This window comes from Cognatazoarcus halotolerans (assembly GCF_009800965.1).
Taxonomy (GTDB): domain Bacteria; phylum Pseudomonadota; class Gammaproteobacteria; order Burkholderiales; family Rhodocyclaceae; genus Cognatazoarcus; species Cognatazoarcus halotolerans.
This window is the reverse complement of record NZ_WUAF01000011.1, coordinates 25374-50944: the sequence shown is the minus strand read 5'-3', so window position 1 is coordinate 50944 and position 25571 is coordinate 25374. Positions and strand designations below refer to the sequence as shown.

General features: G+C 61.2%; 20 protein-coding genes. 2 read left to right on the top strand and 18 right to left on the bottom strand.

Annotated features, from left to right (window positions below):
- Positions 1 to 37 precede the first annotated feature (37 nt).
- The 15 genes from GQB03_RS14515 to GQB03_RS14445 all read right to left on the bottom strand — a co-directional run bounded on the left by GQB03_RS14515 (position 38) and on the right by GQB03_RS14445 (position 18900).
- Positions 38 to 346, bottom strand: coding sequence for an STAS domain-containing protein (locus GQB03_RS14515; RefSeq protein WP_159690789.1), 309 nt, complete (start codon positions 344 to 346; stop codon positions 38 to 40).
- A 63-nt stretch (positions 347 to 409) separates the two neighbouring features.
- A complete protein-coding gene (locus tag GQB03_RS14510) occupies positions 410 to 1450 on the bottom strand; it encodes a protein-glutamate methylesterase/protein-glutamine glutaminase (RefSeq protein ID WP_159690786.1) in 1041 nt (346 codons plus the stop codon).
- A gap of 11 nt (positions 1451 to 1461) precedes the next feature.
- Positions 1462 to 2085, bottom strand: coding sequence for a chemoreceptor glutamine deamidase CheD (gene cheD / locus GQB03_RS14505; RefSeq protein WP_159690783.1), 624 nt, complete (start codon positions 2083 to 2085; stop codon positions 1462 to 1464).
- Entirely contained in the window at positions 2069 to 2929 is an 861-nt protein-coding gene (locus GQB03_RS14500; RefSeq protein WP_159691177.1) for a CheR family methyltransferase, read from the bottom strand. Before GQB03_RS14500 ends, cheD begins: the two co-directional genes overlap by 17 nt.
- An 86-nt stretch (positions 2930 to 3015) precedes the next feature.
- Positions 3016 to 5907, bottom strand: a complete 2892-nt coding sequence (locus GQB03_RS14495) for a methyl-accepting chemotaxis protein (protein ID WP_159690780.1) — start codon at positions 5905 to 5907, stop codon at positions 3016 to 3018.
- Positions 5908 to 5959: 52 nt separating this feature from the next.
- Positions 5960 to 9037 (bottom strand): methyl-accepting chemotaxis protein, encoded by a 3078-nt coding sequence (locus tag GQB03_RS23480; protein ID WP_159690778.1) that lies wholly within the window; start codon positions 9035 to 9037, stop codon positions 5960 to 5962.
- A gap of 28 nt (positions 9038 to 9065) precedes the next feature.
- Positions 9066 to 9569, bottom strand: coding sequence for a chemotaxis protein CheW (locus tag GQB03_RS14485; protein ID WP_159690775.1), 504 nt, complete (start codon positions 9567 to 9569; stop codon positions 9066 to 9068).
- Positions 9570 to 9751: 182 nt separating this feature from the next.
- The gene (locus GQB03_RS14480) at positions 9752 to 11965 is read right to left on the bottom strand and encodes a chemotaxis protein CheW (RefSeq protein ID WP_159690772.1); all 2214 of its coding nucleotides are present in this window, start codon (positions 11963 to 11965) and stop codon (positions 9752 to 9754) included.
- A gap of 32 nt (positions 11966 to 11997) precedes the next feature.
- The gene (locus GQB03_RS14475) at positions 11998 to 12363 is read right to left on the bottom strand and encodes a response regulator (protein ID WP_159690769.1); all 366 of its coding nucleotides are present in this window, start codon (positions 12361 to 12363) and stop codon (positions 11998 to 12000) included.
- 23 nt (positions 12364 to 12386) lie between these two features.
- On the bottom strand, positions 12387 to 13583 hold the full coding sequence (locus GQB03_RS14470; protein ID WP_159690766.1) for a methyl-accepting chemotaxis protein: 1197 nt from the start codon (positions 13581 to 13583) through the stop codon (positions 12387 to 12389).
- A 94-nt stretch (positions 13584 to 13677) separates the two neighbouring features.
- The gene (motB, locus tag GQB03_RS14465; RefSeq protein ID WP_159690763.1) at positions 13678 to 14766 is read right to left on the bottom strand and encodes a flagellar motor protein MotB; all 1089 of its coding nucleotides are present in this window, start codon (positions 14764 to 14766) and stop codon (positions 13678 to 13680) included.
- Between the two features lie 43 nt (positions 14767 to 14809).
- Entirely contained in the window at positions 14810 to 15664 is an 855-nt protein-coding gene (motA, locus tag GQB03_RS14460; RefSeq protein ID WP_159690760.1) for a flagellar motor stator protein MotA, read from the bottom strand.
- Between the two features lie 195 nt (positions 15665 to 15859).
- Positions 15860 to 16405 (bottom strand): flagellar transcriptional regulator FlhC, encoded by a 546-nt coding sequence (flhC, locus tag GQB03_RS14455; protein WP_159690757.1) that lies wholly within the window; start codon positions 16403 to 16405, stop codon positions 15860 to 15862.
- Positions 16406 to 16419: 14 nt separating this feature from the next.
- On the bottom strand, positions 16420 to 16737 hold the full coding sequence (gene flhD, locus GQB03_RS14450; protein ID WP_159690754.1) for a flagellar transcriptional regulator FlhD: 318 nt from the start codon (positions 16735 to 16737) through the stop codon (positions 16420 to 16422).
- 171 nt (positions 16738 to 16908) lie between these two features.
- Entirely contained in the window at positions 16909 to 18900 is a 1992-nt protein-coding gene (locus GQB03_RS14445; RefSeq protein WP_235027073.1) for a diguanylate cyclase, read from the bottom strand.
- A 207-nt stretch (positions 18901 to 19107) separates the two neighbouring features.
- On the opposite strand from GQB03_RS14445, the gene GQB03_RS14440 reads away from it, so the two are divergent.
- Entirely contained in the window at positions 19108 to 19647 is a 540-nt protein-coding gene (locus GQB03_RS14440) for an NUDIX hydrolase (RefSeq protein WP_159690748.1), read from the top strand.
- Between the two features lie 8 nt (positions 19648 to 19655).
- Here GQB03_RS14440 and GQB03_RS14435 read toward each other — a convergent pair whose 3' ends face one another.
- The 3 genes from GQB03_RS14435 to GQB03_RS14425 form a co-directional block, all read right to left on the bottom strand.
- A complete protein-coding gene (locus GQB03_RS14435; RefSeq protein WP_159690745.1) occupies positions 19656 to 19895 on the bottom strand; it encodes a hypothetical protein in 240 nt (79 codons plus the stop codon).
- Between the two features lie 119 nt (positions 19896 to 20014).
- Entirely contained in the window at positions 20015 to 21796 is a 1782-nt protein-coding gene (locus GQB03_RS14430) for a M61 family metallopeptidase (RefSeq protein WP_159690742.1), read from the bottom strand.
- Between the two features lie 125 nt (positions 21797 to 21921).
- Positions 21922 to 22266, bottom strand: a complete 345-nt coding sequence (locus GQB03_RS14425; protein ID WP_159690739.1) for a hypothetical protein — start codon at positions 22264 to 22266, stop codon at positions 21922 to 21924.
- Between the two features lie 70 nt (positions 22267 to 22336).
- On the opposite strand from GQB03_RS14425, the gene GQB03_RS14420 reads away from it, so the two are divergent.
- Complete coding sequence (locus GQB03_RS14420; protein WP_159690736.1) at positions 22337 to 25549, top strand: error-prone DNA polymerase; 3213 nt, start codon at positions 22337 to 22339, stop codon at positions 25547 to 25549.
- The last annotated feature ends 22 nt before the right edge of the window (positions 25550 to 25571 follow it).

Here is a 25571-nt window from a genome sequence, read left to right as displayed (position 1 = left end):
CACCGAACTTGAGCCCGCCCCGCCCAAAAGGCCGGAACTAGTCGGTAATCGAAAACAATTTCGCGAAATTCGCTATCTCGAGAACCTGGCGAACGCTCCCCTTTGCCTGTGACAACACCACCGTGCGGCTCGCCGTGCGTGCCTTGTCGCGCAGCATCAGAAGCATGCCAAGCGCGGAACTGTCCAGGTAGGCGACGTTCTCCAGATCGACCTTGAGCACCCCGTTGCCACTACTGGCAAGCGCGGTTTCCACGGCCTCGCGAAAGTCACGGTGGGCATTGAAATCGAAACGCCCGTTCAACCTGATCACAACCTCGCCATTGACTCTATCGACTACGGTTTCCATTAGCTTTTTCCTTGCTATCGACTGTGGCCGGTTCCGGCGAAATTGCCTGAACCAACCGGGATTTCAACGTTGCAGCCTCGCAATCAACCGTCCGGCAACGTCGGCCAGCGGGGCCACCTCGCACGCAGCGCCCACCGCCACTGCCTCGCGCGGCATGCCCCACACCACACAACTATCCTGATCCTGCGCAATCGTCCATGCACCCGCCTCGCGCAACGCAAGCATGCCTTGGGCGCCGTCCTTGCCCATGCCGGTCAGCAGCACGCCCAGCCCGTTCGAGCCGAGAATCGGTGCGGCCGAATTGAACAGCACATCCACCGAGGGTCGATGACGGTTTACCGGATCCGCCCTCGACAGTTCGCATTGCATGCCACCCGCCACCCGCTTCAGGAGCAGGTGCGAATGACCGGGCGCTATATAGACATGGCCGGGCTTGATGCGGTCTCCGTGCGCGGCCTCCTGTACCGTCAGCGCGCACAGGCCGTCGAGTCGGCGCGCAAATGAGTTGGTGAACATTTCCGGCATGTGCTGCACGATCAACACAGGCGGAAAGGCCTCCGGCAGGCGAGTCAATACTTCCCGGATCGCTTCAGTTCCCCCGGTCGAGGCCCCCAGCACCACGATCTTTTCGCGCAGGGTTCGCTCGGGCACCCTGCCCGCGGGTGTTGGCGCCGCATCGTGCGCTCCGCCGACGCGGGAAGTCTGCCGCGGCCGCGCCAGGTAGGCCGTCTTGATCTTGTCGCAAATTTCCCACGCCAAATCGCTCATCGCCCGCCCCTGACCCGGCTTCTGCATGAAATCGACAGCACCAAGCTCGAGCGCGCGCAACGTCTCGCTGGAGCCTCGCTCGGTAAGGCTCGAGATCATGACCACCGGCATCGGCCGTAGCCGCATCAAGCGGTCCAGGAACTCCAGCCCGTCCATCCTCGGCATCTCGACATCGAGCGTCAGTACGTCGGGGTTCAGGGTCTTAATCATCTCGCGGGCGGCGATCGGATCTGGCGCCGCACCCACTACCTTGAGACGCGGGTCACCATTGATGATCTCCGTCAGCAGACTGCGCATCACCACGGAATCGTCGCAAATAAATACCTTGATCGGCATCGGTATTGTTCTCAGCCAAAGAGCTCGATCTCGCCGGCCACGCTGCCGCCCTGGAGACGCGCCTCATACTCGCGCTCGCGTTCAGCAACCGTGTCATTGGCAACTTTCACCAGTTTCTTGACCATCACCCGCCCGCTCGCAGGAAAGTAGTAAACCTTGCGCGGATAGACATCGAGCAGATCCTGCGCCACGACCGGAATTCCCTCCAGCTTCAGGTAGTCCACCACGAAGCGCGCATTGCGATCACCAACCTGGCTCGATGCAAGCGACGCCATCACCCGGCCACCGCCGAAGATCTTTGCTTCCAGCGCGCCGCGCCGGGCACCGAGCTTGGCGAGATGGTTGAGCAACACCTCCATCGCATATGCGCCATAGCGGGCCGAAGATGACATCAGACTGCCCTCGCCCGAACCGCCGTGTGGCAACATGAAATGGTTCATGCCTCCAATCCCCTTTTCCCGATCACGAATGCAGGCAGTCACGCAGGAGCCGAGCACCGTCACCAGCACCAGATCACGCGTGCTGACGAAATATTCGCCTGGCAGGACCTTTACCGCATCGCAACCGAACGTCCGGTCGAAGTAACGATTCTTCGCCAGGTGCTCCTGCCAATCACCTTCAAGTGACTTTTGCATCCACTCTCTCGTAGACCGTCCGCCCCCGTGAGCGGAACAGATCCGCAGCGTGCATGAAGCTTTCCGAATGTCCGGCAAACATCCACCCATGCGGCGCGAGCAACGGGGCAAAGCGTTTGAGGATGCCGTACTGGGTGGGCTTGTCGAAGTAGATCATTACGTTCCGGCAAAACAGGGCATCGAACGGGCCTTTGAGCTGCCAGTTGGGCTCGAGCAGATTTACCCGCTGGAAACGGATCAGGCGTTGAAGCTCGGGACGCACCCTTACCATGCCCTGCTGGTTGCCAGCCCCCTTCAGGAAATATCGCTGGATGCGCTCGGGCGACAAACGCTCGATCCGTGCCATCGGGTAAATCCCTTTCTCGCCGACCGACAGCACCTGGGTGTCGATATCGCTGGCGACGATTTCTACCGGCGGGGTCTGCGAACCGAATGCCTCGCATGCCGTGATCGCAAGCGAATACGGCTCCTCACCGGTCGAAGCGGCCGAGCACCAGATCCGGTAGGGTTTGCGACTCTGGTGCTGCTTCATGTGCGCTGCGAGAATCTCGAAGTGATGTGCCTCACGGAAGAAAGCGGTGAGGTTGGTGGTCAGGGAATTGACGAACGTCTCCCATTCGACCTTGTCTCGCTCGACCCGCAACAGGTAGCTCTGAAAACTGGCTTCACCGGTCGCTCGCAGGCGCCGTGCCAAGCGGCTGTACACCATGTCCTGCTTGGCGTCCGACAACGAGATTCCGGCATGATCGTAGATCAGTTTGCGAATCCGGTTGAAGTCGGCTCCGGTAAACACGAACTCCCGATCACGTGAGGTCTCATTGGGGGTGCCCGCTCTTGCCGGCACAGTCGACGCGAAGCGTTCCCTGACGCCGCGGGCCAGACCGCTGGCAGCGCCAATACCCGGTTTCGGCAGGGGAGCTCTATCCACGATCAGAACTCCTCCCACTCATCTTCGGCCACATTGGCGTTCGAAGCTCCCCGACGAACCTTGGGCAAGGCGGGGCGCACCACCGGTTTCGCCTGAGCACGTTCGCGCATCGGAAGTGCCGCAACCTTCGAAGCCGAGTCATGAATCTCCAGCATCGGTGCAGCGCCACTCGGAGCCCGGTCATCGAGCTTGAACACCGCTACCGCTGTCACCAGGCCCCGCGCCTGCTCTTCGAGGCTCTCGGCGGCGGCAGCCGCCTCTTCGACAAGCGCTGCGTTCTGTTGCGTAACCTCGTCCATCTGACCGACGGCCTGGGTCACCTGCTCGATGCCGGAACTCTGCTCGCGGCTAGCCTCCGCAATTTCGGCGACGAGGCCCGACAACCGATGGAAGTTAGCCAGCATCTCGTCCATTGTCTTGCCGGCCTGACTGACCAGGCCGGCGCCATCCTCGACCCGATCGACCGAATCGGCAATCAACCCCTTGATTTCGCGGGCTGCCTGGGCGCTTCGCTGTGCCAACCCGCGCACTTCCGTGGCCACGACCGCGAATCCGCGTCCCTGCTCACCAGCCCGGGCGGCTTCGACTGCAGCATTTAGCGCCAGAATGTTCGTCTGGAAGGCGATCGAATCGATCACCCCGATGATGTCCGCGATCTTGCGGGCCGATTCCTGGATCGCGCCCATGGTGGTGACCACCTTGGTCATCATCTCGCCGCCGCGTTCGGCGACCCGGTTGGAGTCGACCGCCAGTTCGCGCGCCTCACGCGCATTCTCTGCGTTGTGCCGGACGGTGGCGTTGAGTTGCTCCATCGAACTTGCGGTTTCCTCGAGCGAGCTGGCCTGCTCTTCGGTGCGGCCGGAGAGATCCGAGTTGCCCATGGCGATCTCGTTGGCAGCAACATTGATCATGTCGGCACCGTCCTTGATCCGCAGCACAACCTCGCGCAGCCGCTCTACGGTGGTATTGATGTCGTCCCTGAGTTGCCCGAAGGTGCCTTTGTGGTCCGCGGTGATCCGTTCGGTCAACTCGCCACGCGCCAAGGCATTGATCACCCGTCCGATGTCATCCAGGCCAGCCGAGGCGGTATCCATCACGCTGTTCATGCCACGTGCCAGTTCGAGGAAGAACCCGTCCTTCCCGACCACTTCAATGTGCTGTGTAAAGTCACCCTCCGACGCCGCGCTGACCAAGGCGTTGATTTCCTGCTGCGCAGCCGCCTCGTCGGTGCGGTCACGCCACTCGCCAACAGAACCGAGACGCTCGCCCTGGGCATTGAAGATCGGGCTGGTGGTGAGCGCATAGAGACGGCCACCAATCCAGATTTCGGAGCGAACGGTTTCACGCAACGCAGCCAACCTGGCGAGTGCCGCCTGCGGGTCATCGTAGAAGACCCCGATCGAGCTGCCGACGAAATTCGCTGCCGAAAACCCGGGAATCTTCTCCCTGATTACCGCTTCGGTACGCTTCAGCGTCTCCTTGAGCGCAGCGTTGGCATAAATCACCCTGCCGTCCTTGTCGGCAATGCGCACGTTGGTGGTCACCGAATCCAGTGCCTGCAGAATGCGCGCGGTTTCGTCGCCGACCCGTCTTTGCTCGGCCAGATCGAAGCCGAACCGGGTCTGCATCGATTCCAGCCCCTGGAGCAGCTTGCCGAGTTCGTCATTGCGGTCAGTCCGTATGGCGTTGTCCGTCTGGCCCGTTGCCAGCCGCGCGAAGACCGAAATTGCCTCGTCGAGCGGGCGCCGGATGCGCCCCAGCAGCAGCCAGGCGGCGATCACGAGAATGATCGCTGCCAACACAACCGCGACAACGATCTCGGTACGTGCAACCGAGAACGCATTCTGAGACGCGGTGTACTGCGCCTTGGCGCCATCCAGCTGAAAGGCGAGCAAGCTCTCGGCCACTTCGGCGAACGTCGCGAACTTCGGATTCAGCGAACCCAGCAAAATCCGGCTTGCCTCGTCAAAATGGCCGCCAGCGAGCGCCTTCGCTGCCGGTTCGATGCCGGTACGGATGATGGCATCGCGGGCCTGCTCGTAACGCATCTGCAGGGCTTCATGTCCCGCGTCGACATGGGCGACTTTCAGATAGTTGGCCCAATGCTCCGAGGCTTCTGCAAGATCGGTCTCGATCGACTTGAGGTGATTGTCGATCGGATGGTCATGGGCCGCCGCGTAAGAACTGCCGGGGGCGTGCTGCATCGCCAGCATCAACTCGGCACGTGCATTCGCGTAATGACGACCTGCTTCGGTCAGGTCGCCACTCGGCGTAAGCCGGGTGTCGACAAAGTTCGCCAACTGGTCGTTCGACTTCATGAGGTTGTACATCCCGACGCCGCCGCCGATGATCGCCATCATCACCAGCCCGCACGCCGCGCCGCCCAGCGTGGCCCGCAGACTCATGTTTCTGAGCAGTCGCCCGGCACGCGCAATCGCGCCCGACTTGACGACCTTGCCGTCGCAAATTTCAAGCCCCTTGGCCTTGCCCTCCCGGAACAGCCTGTATGCCTTTTCGGCGCTGGCGACTGCTTCACGCGAGGCACGCCGGCGCACCGACATGAAGCCGGTCACTTGGCCATTTTCGAGCATTGGCGTGGCGTGCGCCTCGACCCAGTAGAAATCGCCGTTCTTGCAGCGATTCTTGACGTAGCCGACCCAGGGCCGGCCAGCCTTGAGGCTACGCCACAGGTCCTCGAAGGCCTCCACCGGCATGTCCGGGTGCCGCACGATGTTGTGCGACTGACCAACCGCCTCGCTCTCGGCAAAGCCGCTGATCTCAATGAAGTCCTTGTTCACATAGGTGATCTGGCCCTTCAAATCCGTCTTCGAGACGATCAGGTGACGTGCCTCGAGTTCGATCTCGTTCGAGGTCACCGGCAAATTGATCTTCATGCGCTCTTTCTCCCACCAGCACCGCCGTCATCGCGGCGGCGCATCGTTTCGTTCAGAATTCCTGCCATTCGTCTTCCACCGCGAGCGAAGCCGCTGCCTGACGCTTTACCTTTGGCATTGGTGCAGAAATGGCACGCAGGTTTCGCGCCGGAGCCCGCTGCTCGGTAGCGCTGCGGACCGGCGCAGCCTGAGGCGTCGTCGCCCCATAACTCGTTTTCAGGTTGCGAATTTCCTGCACCGTTCGATCGGAGAGGGCCGAGAACTGGTTGGTGAGCATTGCCTGTGCTGCGTCGCGCTCGCCTGCGTCAGAAAGACGAATCACCTTGGCCGCGCAGCGATGGAACTCGGCATGCTTGCTCCGCAGGCTGACATAGACTGGATCGGCCGCGAGACGCTTTCCGTCGCCGTGCAGCCAGCACCCCAGTACGCACTTGTCGTCCCGTTCCACGGTAGTGACGTCGAGCTTTTCTCCCGCGCCCCCGAGATAGCTGCGCAGCTTCTGCTTCCACTGCATGTGGGCACGGATCGCCCCGTCGAAATCGAGACCGACGATCGCCTGCGGCGAGCGTTGCGAAGCATCAAGGACAAAGGTAGACACGGTGCGCGACAGCACCCCCGCCTGGTCGCGAAGACTCTCTGCAGCCGCTGCAGCCTGTTCCACCAGCGCCGCGTTCTGCTGGGTGGTCTGGTCCATCTGCCCGACCGCCTGCGTTACCTGCTCGATACCGCTACTCTGTTCGTGGCTCGCACTTGCGATCTGCGCCACCAGCGACGACAACTCACGGAAATTGTCGACGATGTCCTTCATCGTCGCACCTGCGTCGTCGACCAGCGTGCCGCCGCTCTCGACGCGGCTGACCGAATCGGCGATCAGCCCCTTGATCTCGCGCGCGGCCTGGGCACTACGCTGGGCAAGTGTGCGCACTTCTGAGGCCACCACGGCAAAGCCACGTCCCTGCTCGCCGGCCCTCGCGGCTTCGACCGCCGCATTGAGCGCGAGGATGTTGGTCTGGAACGCGATCGAGTCGATCACCCCGATGATGTCCGCAATCTTGCGGGCCGAATCCTGGATGGCGCCCATGGTACTGACCACCTGCGTCATCTTTTCGCCACCTGCGCTTGCCACCAGATCCGACCGTTCCGCCAGCTCTCGGGCCTGACGGGCGTTCTCGGCATTGTTTTTCACGGTGACGTTGATTTCTTCCATCGAGCTCGCCGTTTCTTCCAGCGAACTGGCCTGCTCCTCGGTGCGCGCGGAGAGGTCGCCGTTGCCGGCCGCGATCTCGCCGGCAGCAACATTGATCGCGTCGGTGGCTTCCTTTATTTGTCCGACCAGTTCGCGCAGCCGGGAAACCGTGGCGTTGGTGTCTTCCTTGAGTTGGCCGAAAGTACCTTGATAGTCGGTCGTGATCGAGTCGGTCAGGTCACCGCGCGCCAGCGCATTCAAGACCCTGGCAACGTCGTCCACCGAGCTCGAGATCACCCCCATCAACTGGTTCATGCCTTCGGCAAGCTGACGGAAGAAACCGTTCTTGCCCTCGATGGCCAGACGGCCGGCGAAATCGCCCCGCACCGCGGCCTCGACGAGACCACTCAACTCGTTCTCGACGCTCACCTCAGCCGTGCGATTGACCCATTCGATCACGGCACCGACCGGCTTGCCATCATTGCCGAACACACGGCTCACGCGCAGACGGAAATGATAGCTGCCGACCTGGATGAAAGCCTCGTGCATGCCCGCCAGGTTGTCGATCAGACTGCGCTGATGGGCGGGATTGCGATGGAATTCGTCGAAATTTCGCCCGATCAGGCGATCCGCGTCGAAGCCGGGCAAATGTTTCGCAAGCTCGTCCTGAGCCTTGCTCAAGAGCGTATGGACGCTGCGGTTCATGTACAGAATGCGCCCATCGGCGTCGGCCAGCATCATTGCGGTTGATGCGCCATCGAGCGCATTGCGTATCCGCAGGTTTTCGAGCGCAACCGTGCGCTCCCGGTCGAACCGGCTCGCCAGTTCGCTGCGCATGGTGTTTAGCAAGCCGGCAATCTGTCCGAACTCATCGGCACCGTCATGATTGACATCGTTGGTCAGGTCGCCCTTGGCAATTCGTTCGACGCCCTCTGCAATCCGCCCGACTGCGCCAGACATCTGCGCCCGCACGGCAAGGAAAAAGTAGGTCGCCAGCACAAGCGCCAAAGCCACGACCAAGAGCGTTTCCCACATTGCCAGGTACATGCCGTCGACACGCCGCTCGAGCAGCACATCGAGTTTGCCGAGACTGGCACGCCAGAGCACCAGCGCGCTCTCGATCGCATGGTCGGCATCGGCAGAGATCTTGCCGGGCACCACCGGGGCGTCACCACTGCCGATCACTTCCTCTCGCAGTGCGACGCCAAGCGCCTCTACCGTCTTGGCCAGGCTGGCACGCGCCACCGCCAACTCCTGCGCGATGGGTGGATTGACGGCCGCAACCTTGTCCAGACCGCTCGAAATCGGCTCCAGAACCGAATTGAAGACCGTGAAGGTTTCGGCCATGCGGATACGGTCATTGACCGGGACCAGCCCGCGCTGCGACAGCGCCGCACCGAGTTGATGGATCAGGAGGCCCGAATCGACCAGACCCGGCAGGCGAAAGGCCGCCGCATCCATCAAGTAGTAAGAGTCGATATCCGGATCGAGCGTGAGGTTCGAGGCGTCTGCGACGTCCGAGATGAATCCGGTCAAGGCCACCGAGAATGCTTGTACTGCCTCGGCCCTGCCGCTTTCCGCCGCAATTACGGCGTCCCACTGTCGTTCGAGTTCGTGCCAGCGATCGCGCAGGCCAAGCTCGGATAGCGGCTTTTCCAGCTCGGAAGCTGCGGCCTTGATTGCGCTTCCCACCGCACGAAAGGACGCATCGTCGGCTTTGGCAGCATGTGTGCCGAGCGCCTCGGCGATACCAATCGTTGGGGCAATGGCCGCCACACCCACGCGTTCGCGCGCCGAAAAGTCGATCGAATTGAACTGTGCGTTCAAGTAGAACCCGAGCAAAAGCGCAATGACCAGCAGGAAAACGACAGCGATGAAAGCCATCTTCCCGGGAAGCGAAAAGCGCGCAAGCATTCGGGTAGCAGGGCGAAGAATCAGGGACATTGTGCGAAAACTCCTCTTCAGCCGACCGTCAGGCCACTGCCTCATCGACCAGAGCCATCTCGGAAGACAGCATCAGGCGTTCGATATCAATCAGGATGAGCATCCGGTCATCGACCGTGCCGAGACCGGAAATATGGGTCGCACCGACCTGCGAAGAAAAATCAGGCGCCGGGCGCACCTGATCGCTCCCGAGCGCGATGACGTCGGACACGCTATCGACCACGGCACCGACCACACGCTCACCGAGGTTGAGAATGATGACCACGGTGAACGGGGTGTATTCGACCGAGCCGATTCCGAATTTGATACGCAGATCGACGATCGGCACGATCACGCCCCGCAGGTTGATCACACCCTTGATGAACGTTGGCGCATTGGCGATGGTTGTCACCGCGTTGTAGCCGCGGATTTCCTGCACTTTGAGGATATCGATGGCGTACTCCTCGGATCCGAGCGTGAAAGTAAGGTATTCCTGGACCAAGGCCGTGTCAGGCAAGGCATCTGCGCGGTGTGCTTCGTTTGAGTGAGCCATGGGTGGCGCTCCGGGTTTGCATTCAGTCCTGTTTACGGCCTGATGCGGTGTTCCTGAAGGGTTTCGCGCGGAATTCCGGAGTGCTTTCTACGGTTCTGCCAGCCCATGGCCCGGGGCCATCGGCTGGCCACCGCAGCCGTCGGGAAGACCCGACAGCTGTGGGTCATCGTCCCGGCAGAAAGTCAGGCGGCAGCCGGCAGCGCGCGACGCGCCATCGACACCAGCGCAGCCGCGTCGAGGATCAGCGCCACGTGACCATCACCCATGATCGTCGCGCCGGAAATGCCTGGCACCCGACGATAGTTTGCTTCGAGGCTCTTGATCACGACCTGATGCTGACCAATGAGCGCGTCGACAAAAAGCGCCGCTCTCGCGCCGTCGGCCTCGAGAATGACCATGATTCCCTTGGTCCGGTCTTGCTGAGCGCCTGCAACATTGAAGATCTCGCGCAGCGAAATGACCGGAAGGTAGTCACCCCGTACCTGAACCAGCCGATCGGCGCCGGAAATGCTGCACATCATGGCCGGCGTCGGTTGCAGCGATTCGATTACGTAGCCAAGCGGAACGATGTAGGTTTCCGCCCCCACCCCGACCGACATGCCGTCGAGAATCGCAAGCGTAAGCGGCAGTCGCACCGTCATGCGGGTGCCTACCCCGCCCATCGATTCGATCTCGATACGACCGCCCAATGACGCAATGTTGCGTTTGACGACGTCCATTCCAACACCACGACCGGAGACCTCGGTCACCTGATCGGCGGTGGAAAAACCCGGCTCGAAGATCAGCTGCCAGACTTCGGCATCGCTCATTCCGTCGTGCGCGGGCAGACCGCGCTCGCGGGCCTTCGAGAGAATCTTGGCACGATTGAGCCCGGCACCGTCATCACCGACCTCGATCACGATATTGCCGCTCTGGTGATAGGCGCGCAGCGTGATCGTGCCGGAAGGCCGCTTGCCCGCTTCGATGCGGCGTTCCGGCGACTCGACTCCGTGATCCAGGCTGTTCCGCACCAGGTGGGTGAGTGGATCGGTAATACGCTCGACGAGACCCTTGTCGAGCTCGGTGCTCTCGCCGCTCATCTTGAGTTCGACCTGCTTTCCGAGCTTTTGCGAGATGTCGCGAACCACCCGCGGGAACCGGCTGAAGACGACCGAGATAGGCATCATCCGGATCGACATCACCGATTCCTGCAGATCCCGGGTGTTGCGCTCGAGTTGTGCAAGACCGTTGACAAGGCGTTCGTGCAGCACCGGATCAACCCTGCTTGCAGCCTGGGTCAGCATCGCCTGGGTGATCACCAGCTCGCCGACGAGGTTGATCATCTGATCGACCTTCTCGACGCCTACCCGGATCGAACCCGAATCGCCCGTCGGCTTTGCCATCTTGCTGGGCGTCGGCGCAGCGACGGCAGGTGCAGGCAGGGCCTCGATTGCCGTCCCGGTGACCACTTCCGGTTTTGCGACAGGTGTCGACGCCTCGAGGGGCGCAAAAAGACCGAAACTGCCGTCATCCGCTTCTTCGGCAACTGGGGGCGTGGAGGGTTTGGCTGGAGCGGGCTCGAACAGACCATAGGCAGTCTCGCCCGCCGAATCATCTGCACCGCCTGGCAATGGCGGCAACTCGGTGAAGAAACCGTAGGCTTCGTCAGCATCATCAGCCTGCACCGGCTCGAAAAAGCCGTACGCACCGTCTTCGTCGGACGACAGGATGCCGACATTCGCCGGCAGGATCATGACACTTCCGGGGGCAGCCACGAACTCGATCACGCCGCGCAGACTGTCTGCACTCTCATCAGTCTGGATTCGCACCCGCCAATGAGCGCGCTCCTCGCCCGTGTCACTCGAGACAACGGTCCCCAGCCCGCCGAGCTCGGCAAGCAGATTCTCGGCCAGCGCCGGGTTGGTGCGGATCGCTTCGTCCGGAACGAAGTTCAGTTCGAAGTCATTGCCGCCGGCCACGGGTCCTTCGCCCACAGAGCCAAGCGACCCCTCGGCAGCATCCTGGGAAAGCGCGCGACAGAGTTGCTCGAGCCGACCGCAGATCGCCAGGGCCGCCTCCCGATCCGCCTCGTTCTCACCCCGATGCGCGCCCAGCAGGTTACGCAATACGTCGCCCGCCACCAGGCAGGCATCCACCATGTCGCTGCTGGGTCGCGCCTCGCCCTTGCGCACCATGTCGAGCAGCGTTTCCATGACGTGGGTAACTTCCGCCATGTCGGTAAAGCCGAAAGTGCCACTCGAGCCCTTGATGGAATGGGCTGCGCGAAAAACTGCGTTGAGTTCTTCCTCATCGGGATTGTCGATATCCATGGAAAGCAACAGACTTTCCATCGCTGCAAGATGTTCGGCGGCCTCCTCGAAGAACACCTGATAGAACTGGCTCATTTCGATGGCCATCGCACCCTCCCCGAAATCAGTGCCGCCGCTGATCAGCCGATGACCTTGCGGACCAGCTCGATCAGTTTTTGCGGGTCGAACGGCTTGACCAGCCAGCCCGTGGCACCGGCAGCACGCCCCTGGGACTTCATTGCATCGGACGATTCGGTGGTCAGCATCAGAATCGGCACGGCTTTGTACTGAGGCAGGCCACGCAGGGTCTTGATCAAGGACAAGCCGTCCATGCGCGGCATGTTCTGGTCGGTCAGCACCAGGTTCACCTGCCGAGCCTTGGCCTTTTCGAGGCCGTCCATGCCGTCGTTCGCCGAGACAACTTCGTAGCCGGCGCTCTTGAGGGTAAACGACACCATCTGTCGAATGGAGGCCGAGTCATCGACTGTAAGAACGGTTTTTGCCATATTCGTATTCCTGTAATTCAAATTCAGAACAATTCGACATCGCCAGCGCCGCCGGCATGCTGGCTGGACGTGAGAGCCACCGGCGGCGTGCCGATTGCGACCAACTCTCTGCGAGCAGTGGCAAGACGGTCCGCGAGTGGCTCGAGATCGGTTCGTTGGCGTGCTCGCAAACATGTTGCCGGCACAACCGCCAACTCTCTTGTCACTGCATCCAGCGCCTCCACCCTGCGGTTGGCATGTGCCAGCAACTGGGAAACCATGTCCTGGAACTGCAGTGCTGTAACCGCCTGAGACACTTGGGCATCCAGCTGGTCCGCATGTTCGCCGAGCTGTGCGATGGCCGCGTCACGATCTTGATTGAGCTGATCGATCCGCTGAAAGACTTCCGATACCTGCTCCTTGGACTCGACTGCGAAACTCATGTCCTGCGAAGCCATACGCGAGATCGCTTGTTCGGTTTCGCGCACCTTTGCACGCATCGTCGCAATAACCTTTCCGATCTGGTGACTGAACTGGCCGGTCCGGTTCGACAAATCCCGCACCTCGTCCGCCACCACCGCAAAACCGCGCCCCGCCTCGCCCGCTCGGGCGGCCTCGATGGCTGCGTTTAGCGCCAGGAGGTTGGTCTGTTTTGCGATCGCACCAATCTCCCCGAGGATCGCCTCGATTTCGGCTGCGCTCTTCGAGATCCCGTCGGTCACTTCAACCAGCTCCATACCGAGTTTGCTGTTGGTCACGACACTTTCGACGATCCCCTTCATCACTCCGACCGTGTGATCGACAAAGTCGGACAGCTGGCGCCCATCATCGCCATCACTGCCCCGAGAAACCCTGATGGCAAGTGCCTGCTGCGCATGCGTGTGGTCGGTCATGCCCGAAAAACTGGAAGTAAGGTCAACGATTGCGGTGCCGAGCAACTCCTGCACCCGCGCAAGCTCATTCCTTAGCGAACTTATCTGATCCCCGATGTCGCTGCCGCAGGCCTCGGCCGCATCGCCAATGGCGACTTCGTCTGCATGCAGGGCATCGGCGGCCTCGTCCGGCACTTCGACCTTTACCGCCATCGATCGGGCGGCGATCAACCACCAAACTGCAGTCGTGAGTATCACGGCCAGCAGCTGGGCACCAGGAAACGCGGGCAGAATTTCTAGTACGGTCGCGACCAGCACCGACCAAGCCAGTGCTGCAAGGACACGTCTGAGGTGATTGGATCTGGACATCGGAAACCTGTTGGTCGGTTGATCAATTTCTCGTTGCTGATAACGGCATGGCGCATCGCAACTTTAGGCTGCACCCTACGCTGAGCGGGTGTCCCTAGCGCCCACCCAGAGCCCGATAGCGTTCGCGGAAACTGCGCCGCTCGACCGGTGGCCCGGCCTCCATCTCCGAGTCTTGAGGCGCTGTTTCTATCGCCGACTGAATGTCCGTCTGAACCTCTTCGGATACGACCGGGCGTGCTGAATCAAGGCGCAAGGTTTCGGGCTGGCCACCCGTAGCTGCCTCGGCGCGCCGATTCAGCACGACAATGGCAATACGTCGGTTGGCCGGCGCCGCCGGATCGGCAGGATCGAAAGGTACGGTGTCTGCCAAACCAACCACACGGACGACCTTCTCGGGCGCAAGACCTCCGGCGACCAACTCCCTTCGGGATGCGTTCGCGCGGTTGCTGGAAAGCTCCCAGTTACTGAATCCGCCCTCGCCGCCCGCATATTTCGTAGCATCAGTGTGGCCTGTCAGACTGATCGAGTTGGGCACCCTGTTCAGCGTGCGGCCAATCGCTTGCAGCAGCTCGCGGGTGTACGGCTTGAGGGTGGCGCTCGACTGGTCGAACATCGGCCTGCTCTGCTCGTCGACGATCTGGATCCTCAGCCCGTCGGGCGTGATGTCCATCAGCAGCTGATTCTTGAACTGCCTCAGGGTTGCGCTCGCCTCGATGATCGCCTCGATCTGACCCTTCAGGTCGATCAGACGCGTGCGCTCCTGGCGTTCGAGGGCCTTCCTGGCATCTTCCAGTTCGGGACTCTGCGCCGGCTGCACATCGGGCAGCTGATCGGGGCCTCCCTTGGCCGCATCAAGATTGATGCTCTTGTTGCCTTCGACATCCCCTCGCTTGACCTGCCCCACCGACCGGGTGAGGTCTTCGCCACCACCCTTGATGATGCTCGAGCTGTCGCCGCTGCCCGAACCGCCTTCCATGGCAACCTTGAGCGGATTCTGAAAAAATTCGGCGATGCCCTCAAGGTCACCCTGCGCGGTCGATCCGAGCAGCCACATCAGCAGGAAGAAGGCCATCATCGCTGTCACGAAGTCGGCGTAGGCAATTTTCCAGGCGCCGCCATGGGCCCCACCGCCGCCTTTCTTGATGCGTTTGACGACAATTGGTTGTTGGGTATCGTCGCTCATGCACTAACGGATCCGTCGCGTTTCCCGCTGTCTGCCTGTTGCATCAGCCCTTGCGGCTCTTTACGTCTTCTTCCAGTTCCTGGAAGGTCGGGCGCTCCGTCGAGTTGAGCACCTTGCGGCCGAACTCGATCGCGACCTGAGGCGCATAGCCATTCATGCTCGCAAGCAGCACTACCTTCATGCACTGGTAGATCTTGCCGCCCTCTTCCATCTTCTGTTCGAGCTGGCCGGCAATCGGCGCCACGAAGCCATATGAAATCAGGATGCCGAGAAAGGTGCCGACAAGCGCGCCACCAATCATCTTGCCCAGCACGGCAGGCGGCTCGCCGACCGAACCCATCACGTTCACCACGCCCATCACCGCCACGACGATACCGAACGCAGGCACCGAATCGGACACCTTGGAGACGACGTGGACGGGCACATGAGCTTCGCCGTGGTGCGTCTCGATCTCGATATCCATCAGGTTCTCGAGTTCGAAAGCATTGAGGTTTCCACCGACCATCATGCGCAGGTAGTCGGTAAGGAACTCGACCGCATGGTGATCCGCGAGGAACGCGGGGTACTTGGAAATGATCGGACTCGATTCCGGGTTTTCCACGTCGCCCTCGATCGACATCAAGCCTTCTTTGCGGACCTTGGACAGAAGCTCGAACATCATCGCCAGGAGGTCCATGTAGAACGCCTTGGTGTACGCAGACCCCTTGAATACGCCGGGCAATGCACCAACCGTGGCCTTGATGGCCTTGATCCCGTTGCCGGCCACGAAACCACCAATCATGAGGCCGACGATGGCAATGTATTCGGTCGGAACCCAGAGCGCCCCAAGACTTCCGTGCACCGCGTAGGTACCAAGCGACGCCGCAAGGATCAGCACATATCCGATGATGAGGAACATCGATACCTTCCCGTTTTTTCTTGTCCACCCTGCCCGGCATCATCCTGGCGCTGAGCAGTCTCTCGTCATCGCTATCGGCCCTGCCAAGAAAAACTTGAGCCCCCGAAAGTTGCACGCTGGCTTCTCCGGGACGTGGACGAAAAAACGCCGCTGACAGGCAGCGGCGCTAAAACCCCTTGCCGAGCAAGGAGGAGGTCAGCGGGTTGTCGGCTCCTGAGCGGAGCCTGAACGGCGTCCCTTGCCTGCCCGTGAAGGCATATTGCAAAGGCCGCAGACGTAATCGTGGGTCGGATCGTAGGCATGAGCCACAAACCGGCCGCCGCATGCCGAGCAGGTCGCAAGCTGCAGAAGATCGGCATCGAAAAAACGAACCAGGGTCCACGCCCGCGTAAGGCTGAGCACCTCTTCCATATCGTCGGCAGCAATGTGCTCGAGATAGAGGCGATAGGCCTTGGTAATCGCATCAAGCCCGGACAGTCCGGTGGTGTCACACATGAAGCGATAGAGCGACATGAACAGCGACGAATGCACGTTTGGCTGCCACGTCATGAACCAATCGGTTGAAAACGGGAGCATCCCCTTCGGTGGAGATACGCCACGCACTTCCTTGTAGAGTTTGAGGAGCCGCTCCCTGCTCAGCTTGGTTTCGGCTTCGAGCATTTGCATTCGGGCGCCGAGCTGGATCATGTCTACAGCCCGCTGGATATCCTCCGCCTCCTGGATCACGCTCTTGTTGCGCATCTGTTCGCTCGCGCTCAGGCCAGTACGGCGACGGGTTTGCTTGCCGCGATGATTGCTGCATGCACGCCAGCCGTGGCGGCCTGACGACCGTTCCCGGAAAGCAATCCGAAGAGGGTGCTGTCATCGAAACGGAAGCGGCACAGCATCATCTGGCTGTTCGAGGTCTTCACGAGCTGAGCCGGGGAAAGTCCAAGCACGAGCTCCGCCACGTCTGCGCCAATTCCGAGACGGAACATCGCGGCTTCGCGATCTTCTCGCAGCATCTGCTGTGCGAGCATCAAGTAGGCGAGATTCAGATCCCTGATTTCTTCCTGAAGTCCGGTCGTTTGCATGGCTGACCTCACTGCCGCGTCTTTATCTTGGATGATGAAAGCTTCTCGTAAACGGCAAAACGGCAACACCGGGTGCAGCCCGAAACTTGAGTCGGATTAAAAGCGGTATTTTTGTAGGGTTTTTACTTACAAAAATAGGCAGAAGGGGGCTGGCTGCGGAACCGATATCCCTCAACCGGCCGCTCCCAGCCTGGGAGCCGACGATGACTCGCGACTTTCCAGCTGGATTGCCGCAACGCGATTGCGCCCCTGCGCCTTGGCAACATACGAACTTTCGTCAGCCCGTTTGATCAGTGCGTCGGGATCAGTCATGGTCCGGTCCCTGATCGCGACGCCGACACTTATCGTGACGCGCAACACCTGATCGTCGATCGCAATACTCAGACGCTCGACGGATCGTCGAACGCGCTCCGCACAGATCAGAGCCGCTTCCATACTGGTGTCCGGGCAGATGACGAGGAATTCGTCGCCGCCGGTTCTGGAGATCACGTCCTGCGCCCTGAGCGACTTCTTGATGGCGGCGGCTCCCTGGCTGAGCACCGCATCGCCGACATCGTGGCCGAACGTGTCGTTGACGATCTTGAACTGGTCGATATCAATGACCATGCAACACATTGGCCGCGCGGTACGTGTCGAAGACGCCCATTCCTGCTGGATTCGGTCCACCGCGTAGCGGCGGTTCGGAAAGCCGGTCAAGGAGTCCGTCAGCGCCACCTGTTGCAGGCGACGATTGGTGACCGCCAGCTCGGCCGCGAAGTGACGTATCTCCTCCTGGTCCTTCTGGATCGCCTGCTGCAGGCGGATGACGCGCTGCCCGGCTCGCAGCCGCGCAGCCAGCACCCTTGGCCGCAACGGTTTGGTCACGAAATCGTCGGCGCCGTTCTCGAGCGCTTCGATCAGGCACTCGTCGTCGTCCTGGGACGTCAGCATCAGGACATAGATACCCCGCCCGATTCGGGTCTGGCGAAGATTCCGCGTCAGCTCGAGCCCGTCCATCTGGGGCATGATCCAATCCACGATCATCATCTGGGGCTGCACTTCAAGCGCGAGCTCAAGGCCGCTGCGCCCGTCCTCAGCCTCGAAGACCCGGTGCCCCGCGCGTTCGAGCACACCTCTTAACAATGACCTGCTCGACGCGTCGTCATCGACCACGATGACGCTCAGCCCCCCCTCGGCAGCGGTCGCTGTTTCGGGAGACCCGTCGAGTCCGATACTCGGGACAGCCATCAAAGACGAATCGGAAGGGGCACGGTCACCGGCGACTTTCGCCAGATCTGCGAACGGCGGCACCTCCGCAGAACCAACCGAGAGCAGCGCCCCCCAGACCCGCCACTCGGCTACCACCTGATCGCATAGCGCAAGAAGCGACACCTCGTCCAAGCCGAGCAGCGCCCCCCGTTCCAGCAGCATCGGCATCAAGGAAGGGCGATCACCGGGATGGGCTAGGCAGACCCCCGAAATCTGCGCTGCCAGTGCAAGCATGTGCGCAAGGAGCCACTCACGACCACCCTCCGGGAAATCGATCTCCTGAGTTTCCTCGAAACGCCCCACTGCCTCACAGAAGACATCCGGCAATTGCCAGTCCGAAAGCATCGCCACGGCGAGTTCGGAATGGTTCATGGCAAAGCGCCGCCCCTCCAGTTCTTTCAGGGAAACACCGCCGAGGGCCCTGTGCTCCTTCAGAAGCTGGCCGTACTCCTCGGGATAGAGCGTCGCCAGCGCAAGCTCACCGACAGTCGCGAGCAGCCCCAGGCAGAACGCCTCATCGGCTGGCGCGGCCCGCGTCCGCCGGGTGATCAGCTGGGCGGCGAGAGCCATCAACAGGCTTCGTGACCAGAATTCGCCATAGTCAAAGCCGGCGCACTTGCCGTTTCGATAATTGGAAATCAGCGAGAATCCGAGCGCCATCGTCCGCACGGCAGGCAAGCCAATCACCATCAATGCGTCCTGAACCGATGCAGCAGGACGTCTGGCGCCGTTTACGAGACTGTTTGCGGCCTTGATCAATCGCGCGACGAAGGCCGGATCGGTCTTGATGACCGCCGCAAGCTCACCCAGCGAGAGGTTCTCCTCGCGTGTCTTGCGGATGATCGCCAGTGCAACGCCCTTGGGCGAGGGCAGTTCGCCCGTCGCCTTGAGACGCTCATACTCACTGACATTCACGATTGGCGGCATATCCGTTCGACCGATGGCTGGGTTTTAACCGGCGCCCCAAACGCTTTGCGCTCAAGCGGCCCCGCTCTGGGTAACGGGTCCACCCGGTCGAACTTTAGCGGCTGCTCGAGCGGGACGACTCAACAGTGACGACAAGCCGCTGGACAGGCGTTTTCCGGCTAGAATTGGGCCGTGATCAATCTCCCGTGACCGGAAATGCGCTTCTGCTCATCATGCGGTGCCAGCGTCGCCCTGAAGATTCCGGATGGCGACACCTTGCCTCGTCATGTCTGCGAAGCTTGCGGGACGATCCACTATCAGAATCCGAAGGTGGTGGTCGGCGCCTTGCCCGAATGGGAAGACAAGATCCTGCTTTGCCGCCGTGCCATAGAACCGCAATACGGATTCTGGACGGTACCCGCCGGCTTCATGGAAAACCGGGAAACCACCGCCGAGGCCGCCGCACGTGAAACCGAAGAAGAGGCGCGTGCGCGTATCGAGGTAGGCGCCCTGTTCAGCCTAGTGAATATTGCTCACATCAGCCAGGTACACCTTTTCTATCGCGCCCGGCTGATCGATCTGGATTTCGGGCCTGGCACGGAATCACTCGAGGTCCGTCTGTTTTCCGAAGACGAGATTCCCTGGGAAGACATTGCCTTCAGGTCGATTCACTTTACGCTGAAGCGCTATTTCGATGATCGGCAAAGCGGTACATACGGTTTTCACACTGCCGATCTTGCCCCGCTGCAGCAATAGGCGCCCGATCAGGACACTTGGCCGGATCGGCCAAGCTCAAAAAAATCCGGGTTCGTGCGCAACGCCGAGCGCAGCTCGAACAGGTGATAAAGAATTTCGCTGGATTCGGGCGAGAAGATGTCGTCCCCGGCTTTTCCTGTGGCCCTGAGCGTTTCTTCGACAAGATCAAGTGACGAAAAATCGAGCCCCGATTCCCTGAGGATCTCGATGATTTCAAGTTCAACCGATTCGAGCGACAGGTCGGCCATGGGTATCGTCTGCCAGCCTTGTGGACGGAAGACCCATTCTATTGCGCGGATCGGCCGGCAACACGCCAAGGAATCCATGTTGCAATTGTTATATCTTTTGGCCGAAGCGCTGCCGACCGTCAAACGCCCAACCACGCCCTGCGCAAGGCGAGCGCATCAGACTTCGCCCGTTCGCTCAATCCGAGACTGAGTTCCGTGGCGGGAGGATCGACCGGCACGAGGTCAAACGTCATGAGCTCGTCCCGCCGGAAGGCGTGAATCCGGACCGTCTCTCCGGACGACACCCGCAGGAGCCGCGTTTCAAACGATGAAGTCGACACCTTCAAACCATCCATCGCGATAATCACGTCGCCAGCCGAAAGTCCAGCTTCCTGGGCCGCACCTCCGTCATAGACACTGGCGAGTTTCACCTTTTCACCGCTCGCGAGCTTCACCCCGATGCGACCAAGCGTACCGGCAGGCACATGCCGGACACTGACCGCCACAGCCTTGAGCAGGCGCACCAATGGCAGATCCTCGGTACCTTCCACCGCCTTTCGAAGCCAGTGCGCGAGCCTTGAGCCCGCCATCTCGGCCAGCAATTCGAAAACCCCATCCTCGGGCACGCCAACACCGGTTTTGCCGTAACGCACCCACATGGCCCGCATCAGATCGTCGAGGCTCTGGCGCCCCTTGGTCGCGATGCGAAGCTGCAGATCGAGGCATAGGGCAATCAAGGCCCCCTTTGTGTAGTAACTGACGATCGCGTTGGGCGCGTTCTCATCCTGCCGATAGTATTTGGTCCAGGCGTCGAACGAGGATTCGGCAACGCTCTGACGGTGCCTGCCGCTGCCGCGCAATACGTTGTTGGCGGTCTTCGCGACCTGGGCGAGATATTCCTCCGCCGAAAACACCTTCGAGCGGACCAGCGCCAGATCATCGTAGTACGAGGTGATGCCTTCGAAAGCCCACAGCAAGCGCGTATGGTTCTCATGCGACAAGTCGTAGGGAACAAACGCCGCGGGCTTGATGCGCTTGACGTTCCAGCTATGAAAATACTCGTGGCTGCACAAGCCGAGAAACTGGCGATAACCGTCGCTGCTACCTTTCATGCCGCGATACGGGAGATCGTCGCGGCTTGTCAGCAGAGCTGTCGAGGCGCGATGCTCGAGGCCGCCATAGCCCTCCCCGACCACCATGGTGAGGAACAGATAGCGGCTCATCGGTGGTGGCGCCCCGAAGAGATCGATCTGCCACTGGCAGACACGGCTCAGATCGGCACACAGCCGCTCGAGATCACAATCGTGATGCCCTGTAAGGACAATTTCGTGAGGAATCCCGCCAGCCTCGAAAGAGGCAAGCGTGAACTCGCCCATTTCGACCGGATGATCGATGAGCTCATCGTATCCAGCCGCACGGTATAGACCAAACCCGTGCCGGCGCGCGGCCCCACTATGTCCGCGAGCCTCGTCCATGGCGGTAGCCACCGCCCAGTGTTTGTAGGCATCACCCTTGGGACGAACGATCTCGACCAGGCACTCACGCTCCGCCATTCCCTCAGGCAGCACGAAAACGCTCGTCCCGTTGAAAAATCCATGAGTCTGGTCGAGGTGTGCAGTGCGCACCGACAGATCCCATGCATACACTTCGTAGCAAACCCGCAACGGGCGCCCGACAGCTACCGGGCCGCTGCGCCAGGTGTGCTTGTCAAGTTTGTGCAGGGGGATGGAGTGTCCGTCCGATTCAGCCGTGATGCTGACGATATTGCGGGCGAACTCGCGAATCATGTAGCTGCCCGGAATCCAGGCCGGCAGGCTGAAAATCTGCCCCTTGGGTGACGGATCGGCGATTTCACAACACACCGAGAACAAATGCGCTTCGGGACGAATCGGCTGGATGCGATAACGGATCGGTGCATTCATGAGCGTCGCCAGTAAAAGGGATGCGAAAGATCGGGAAGCCCCGATTCTAGCGGCAGCCTCGATCAACGCCTAAATTTTGAGCAACGCTTGGAGCACCAGTCCGGACAAGGCCATGTTGGCATCACTCACAGCTTGTCCACAAGACTGCACACGTCAGCCGGGGATAAACCCGCGCCACGCGTCCCAAGCAGACGCTGCCATGCAGCAATCGCGGCCTTGCCGCATTCTGTGGCAAGCACCTTTTCCTTATGAAAATGAAAGAGATGAAGCGCCGCCACACAGCTTATCCACAAGAAGCCCCACCGTGACCGGGGATAAAACGAATTGCCGGAAGGGGGATCGCAGCAGTCTTGAAACGCCCTGTATACGTGGAATTCGCCGAACTGCTGCAATATGGTGCAAGCCATGCAATGCCTTTCGGCGAAAGGGTTTTTGTGCAACGCACACAATTTATCCACAAGATTTTCCACGAAAACTCTGGACAACAATTCCACTGCAGACGAGGCTTGACTAAAAACTGTATTTTTGTACAGTTAAAAGATGCCATTCCCGGACTACGCAGAACTCCACTGCCTTTCCAATTTCAGTTTCCTTCGCGGCGCTTCCCATCCGGAGGAGCTGGTCATGCGCGCGGCCGAGCTCGGCTACCGGGCTCTCGCACTGACCGATGAGTGTTCGCTGGCCGGGGTGGTCCGCGCCCATCTGGCGATCCGCAAGGCGGCCCTCCCGCTGCGCCTCATCGTAGGCTGCGAACTCACGCTCTCGGACGGCCCGACCCTCGTCATGCTGGCCTGCAATCGCAACGGCTATGGCCATCTCTCCCGGCTCATCAGCCAGGCGAGGCGCACCGCCCCGAAAGGTAGCTACTACATCAGCCGCAACGAACTCGACCAAGGCCTGCCCGATTGCCTCGCGCTGCTGATCCCGTCCCAGGGAGCGGGTACCGCCAACCTCCTCGGGGAACATGCTGCATGGTTGAAGGCGCGCTTTGTCGACCGCTGCTGGCTCGCGGTTGCACACACCCGCAACGCCGACCACGCACGCCGCCTCGAGACGCTGGTCACTGCCGGCCTGCCGCTGGTTGCAGCCGGCGGCATCCTCATGCATGTCGCCGCCCGCCGACCGCTGGCCGACGCGCTTGGTGCGATACGTCTGCGCACCACCATTTCCGCCAGCGGCCTCGCCTTGCAGGCCAACGCCGAACGCCGGCTGCACAGCCGCGGCGCGCTGGCCCGTCGCTACCCTCCCGCGCTGCTGGCCGCAACCCTCGAGATCAGCGCGCGATGTCGTTTTTCGCTGGACGAACTGCGCTACGAATATCCCGACGAACTCGTCCCTGCCAACCAAACACCTGCCCGCTGGCTCAGACAACTCACCGAAGGCGGACTGATCTGGCGCCATTCAGGTGCGGATCAGTACGGCTCGGCCCCTGCCCCCGGCCCGGACGCCAGACCGCCTGCCGATATCGATCCCGCCCCTCCCGAAGTGCGCAAGCAGATTGAGCATGAGCTGGCATTGATCGGCGAACTCAATTACGAAGCCTATTTCCTGACGGTCCACGACATCGTGCGCTTCGCCCGCAACAACGGCATCCTGTGCCAGGGCCGCGGATCAGCAGCCAATTCGGCCGTGTGCTGGGCGCTGGGCATTACCGAGGTCGACCCCGCACTGGGCATCATGTTGGTCGAACGCTTCATTTCCGCCGAACGCAACGAACCGCCCGACATCGATGTCGATTTCGAGCATGAGCGCCGCGAGGAGGTCATCCAATACCTTTACCAGCGTTACGGCCGGGAACGGGCGGCGCTCGCCGCTACGGTCATCACCTACCGGCCACGCAGTGCCCTGCGCGACCTTGGCAAGGCGCTCGGCATCGGGCTCGACCGGATCGAACGTCTCACCCGCGACCATTTCTGGTGGGATGGAAAATCGATTCCGCCCGAACGCCTGCTCGAGGCCGGACTCGACCCCACCAGTCCGACCATCATGAAACTGCTCGGGCTGGTCCGCACGCTGATCGGTTTTCCGCGCCATCTCTCCCAGCACGTGGGCGGCTTCGTGATCGCCCGCGGCCGGCTTGATGAACTGGTGCCGGTCGAGAACGCCGCCATGCCGGATCGCACCATCATCCAGTGGGACAAGGATGATCTCGATGCCCTGGGATTGCTCAAGGTTGATGTCCTGGCGCTGGGCATGCTCAGCGCACTGCGCCGCTGCCTCGACATGGTCGCCGGCTGGCGTGGTCGCCCTTTCGGACTGGCCAGCATTCCCAAAGAGGTTCCAGGTGTCTACGAGATGCTCTCCGACGCCGATTCGATCGGCGTGTTCCAGGTCGAATCGCGCGCCCAGATGACCATGCTGCCGCGTCTCAAGCCCCGCTGTTTCTACGATCTGGTGGTCGAGGTCGCAATCGTACGACCCGGCCCCATCCAGGGCGGCATGGTCCACCCTTATCTCGAGGCGCGTGCCAGACTCGAGGCAGAAGAAGCCATCGAATGGCCGCGACCGGAGATCCGCGCAGTGCTCGAACGCACCCTGGGTGTGCCGATCTTCCAGGAACAGGTCATGCAACTGGCCGTGGCAGCCGCCGGATTCACGCCCGGCGAGGCCGATCAGCTACGCCGCTCGATGGGCGCATGGCGTCGCCAGGGCGAACTCGAGCAATACCAGCAACAGCTCGTTCGCGGCATGCTCGATCGCGGCTACAGCCTTGAATTCGCCGAGCAGCTTTGCCGCCAGATCCAGGGCTTCGGCAGCTATGGCTTTCCCGAATCGCACGCCGCCAGTTTTGCACTGTTGGTGTATTTTTCGGCCTGGCTCAAGCGTTTCGAGCCCGCAGCCTTTCTGTGCAGCCTGCTCAACAGCCAGCCGATGGGCTTCTATTCTCCTTCCCAGCTGATCCAGGACGCGCGCCGCCACGGTGTCCAGATACGCGGCGCGGACGTGACCCGCAGCAATTGGGATTGCCAGCTCGAAACGCTCGAGCCGGATGCCGTCACATCCTGCGCAAGCGATCCGCTTTCCGGTTTCCGCCTCGGCGAGCGCCCCGCGGCACGACTCGGCCTGCGGATGATCAAGGGCCTGCCGGAAGCAGCCGCCCAGCGCATCTCGCGAAGCCGTCTCGAAGATGGTGTCTTTCATGACGTAGACGAACTCGCCAGACGGGCAGGACTCGATGTACATGAGCTACGCCTTCTTGCCTCGGCCGGTGCCCTTGATGCACTCGCGGGACATCGCCGACAGGCCTTGTGGCAGGCAGCGGCCCTGCGCCCCGACACCGGAGTACTTCAGACGGCCCCGGTGCGCGAAAGCATGTTGTCCCTGCCCGCCGAAACCGAAACCCAGAGTCTGACGAGGGACTACGCACAGCTCGGCTTCACCCTGGGTCGTCATCCGCTGGCCCTGCTGCGCAAACGCTTGTGTGAACTGCGCTTTCTGAGCGCCCGCCAGATACTCGACTGCGCGGACCGGCAACTTGCTCGAACCGCCGGCATCGTGACCTGCCGACAACGCCCGGGCACCGCCAAAGGCACCCTGTTCATCACCCTCGAGGACGAAAGTGGCCTTGCCAACATCATCGTGAGGCCAGAGCTGCTCGACCGTCAGCGCAGAGAACTGCTCAGCGCCCGACTGCTGGGAGTCTTCGGGCAGGTCAGTCGCCAGGGGAAGGTCGTACACCTGATCGCCAGCCGGGTGGTGGATCACACTGCACTACTTGGACGTCTTGTTACAGTCAGCCGGGATTTTCATTGAGGCGCACGAGTCATAGAGCCAT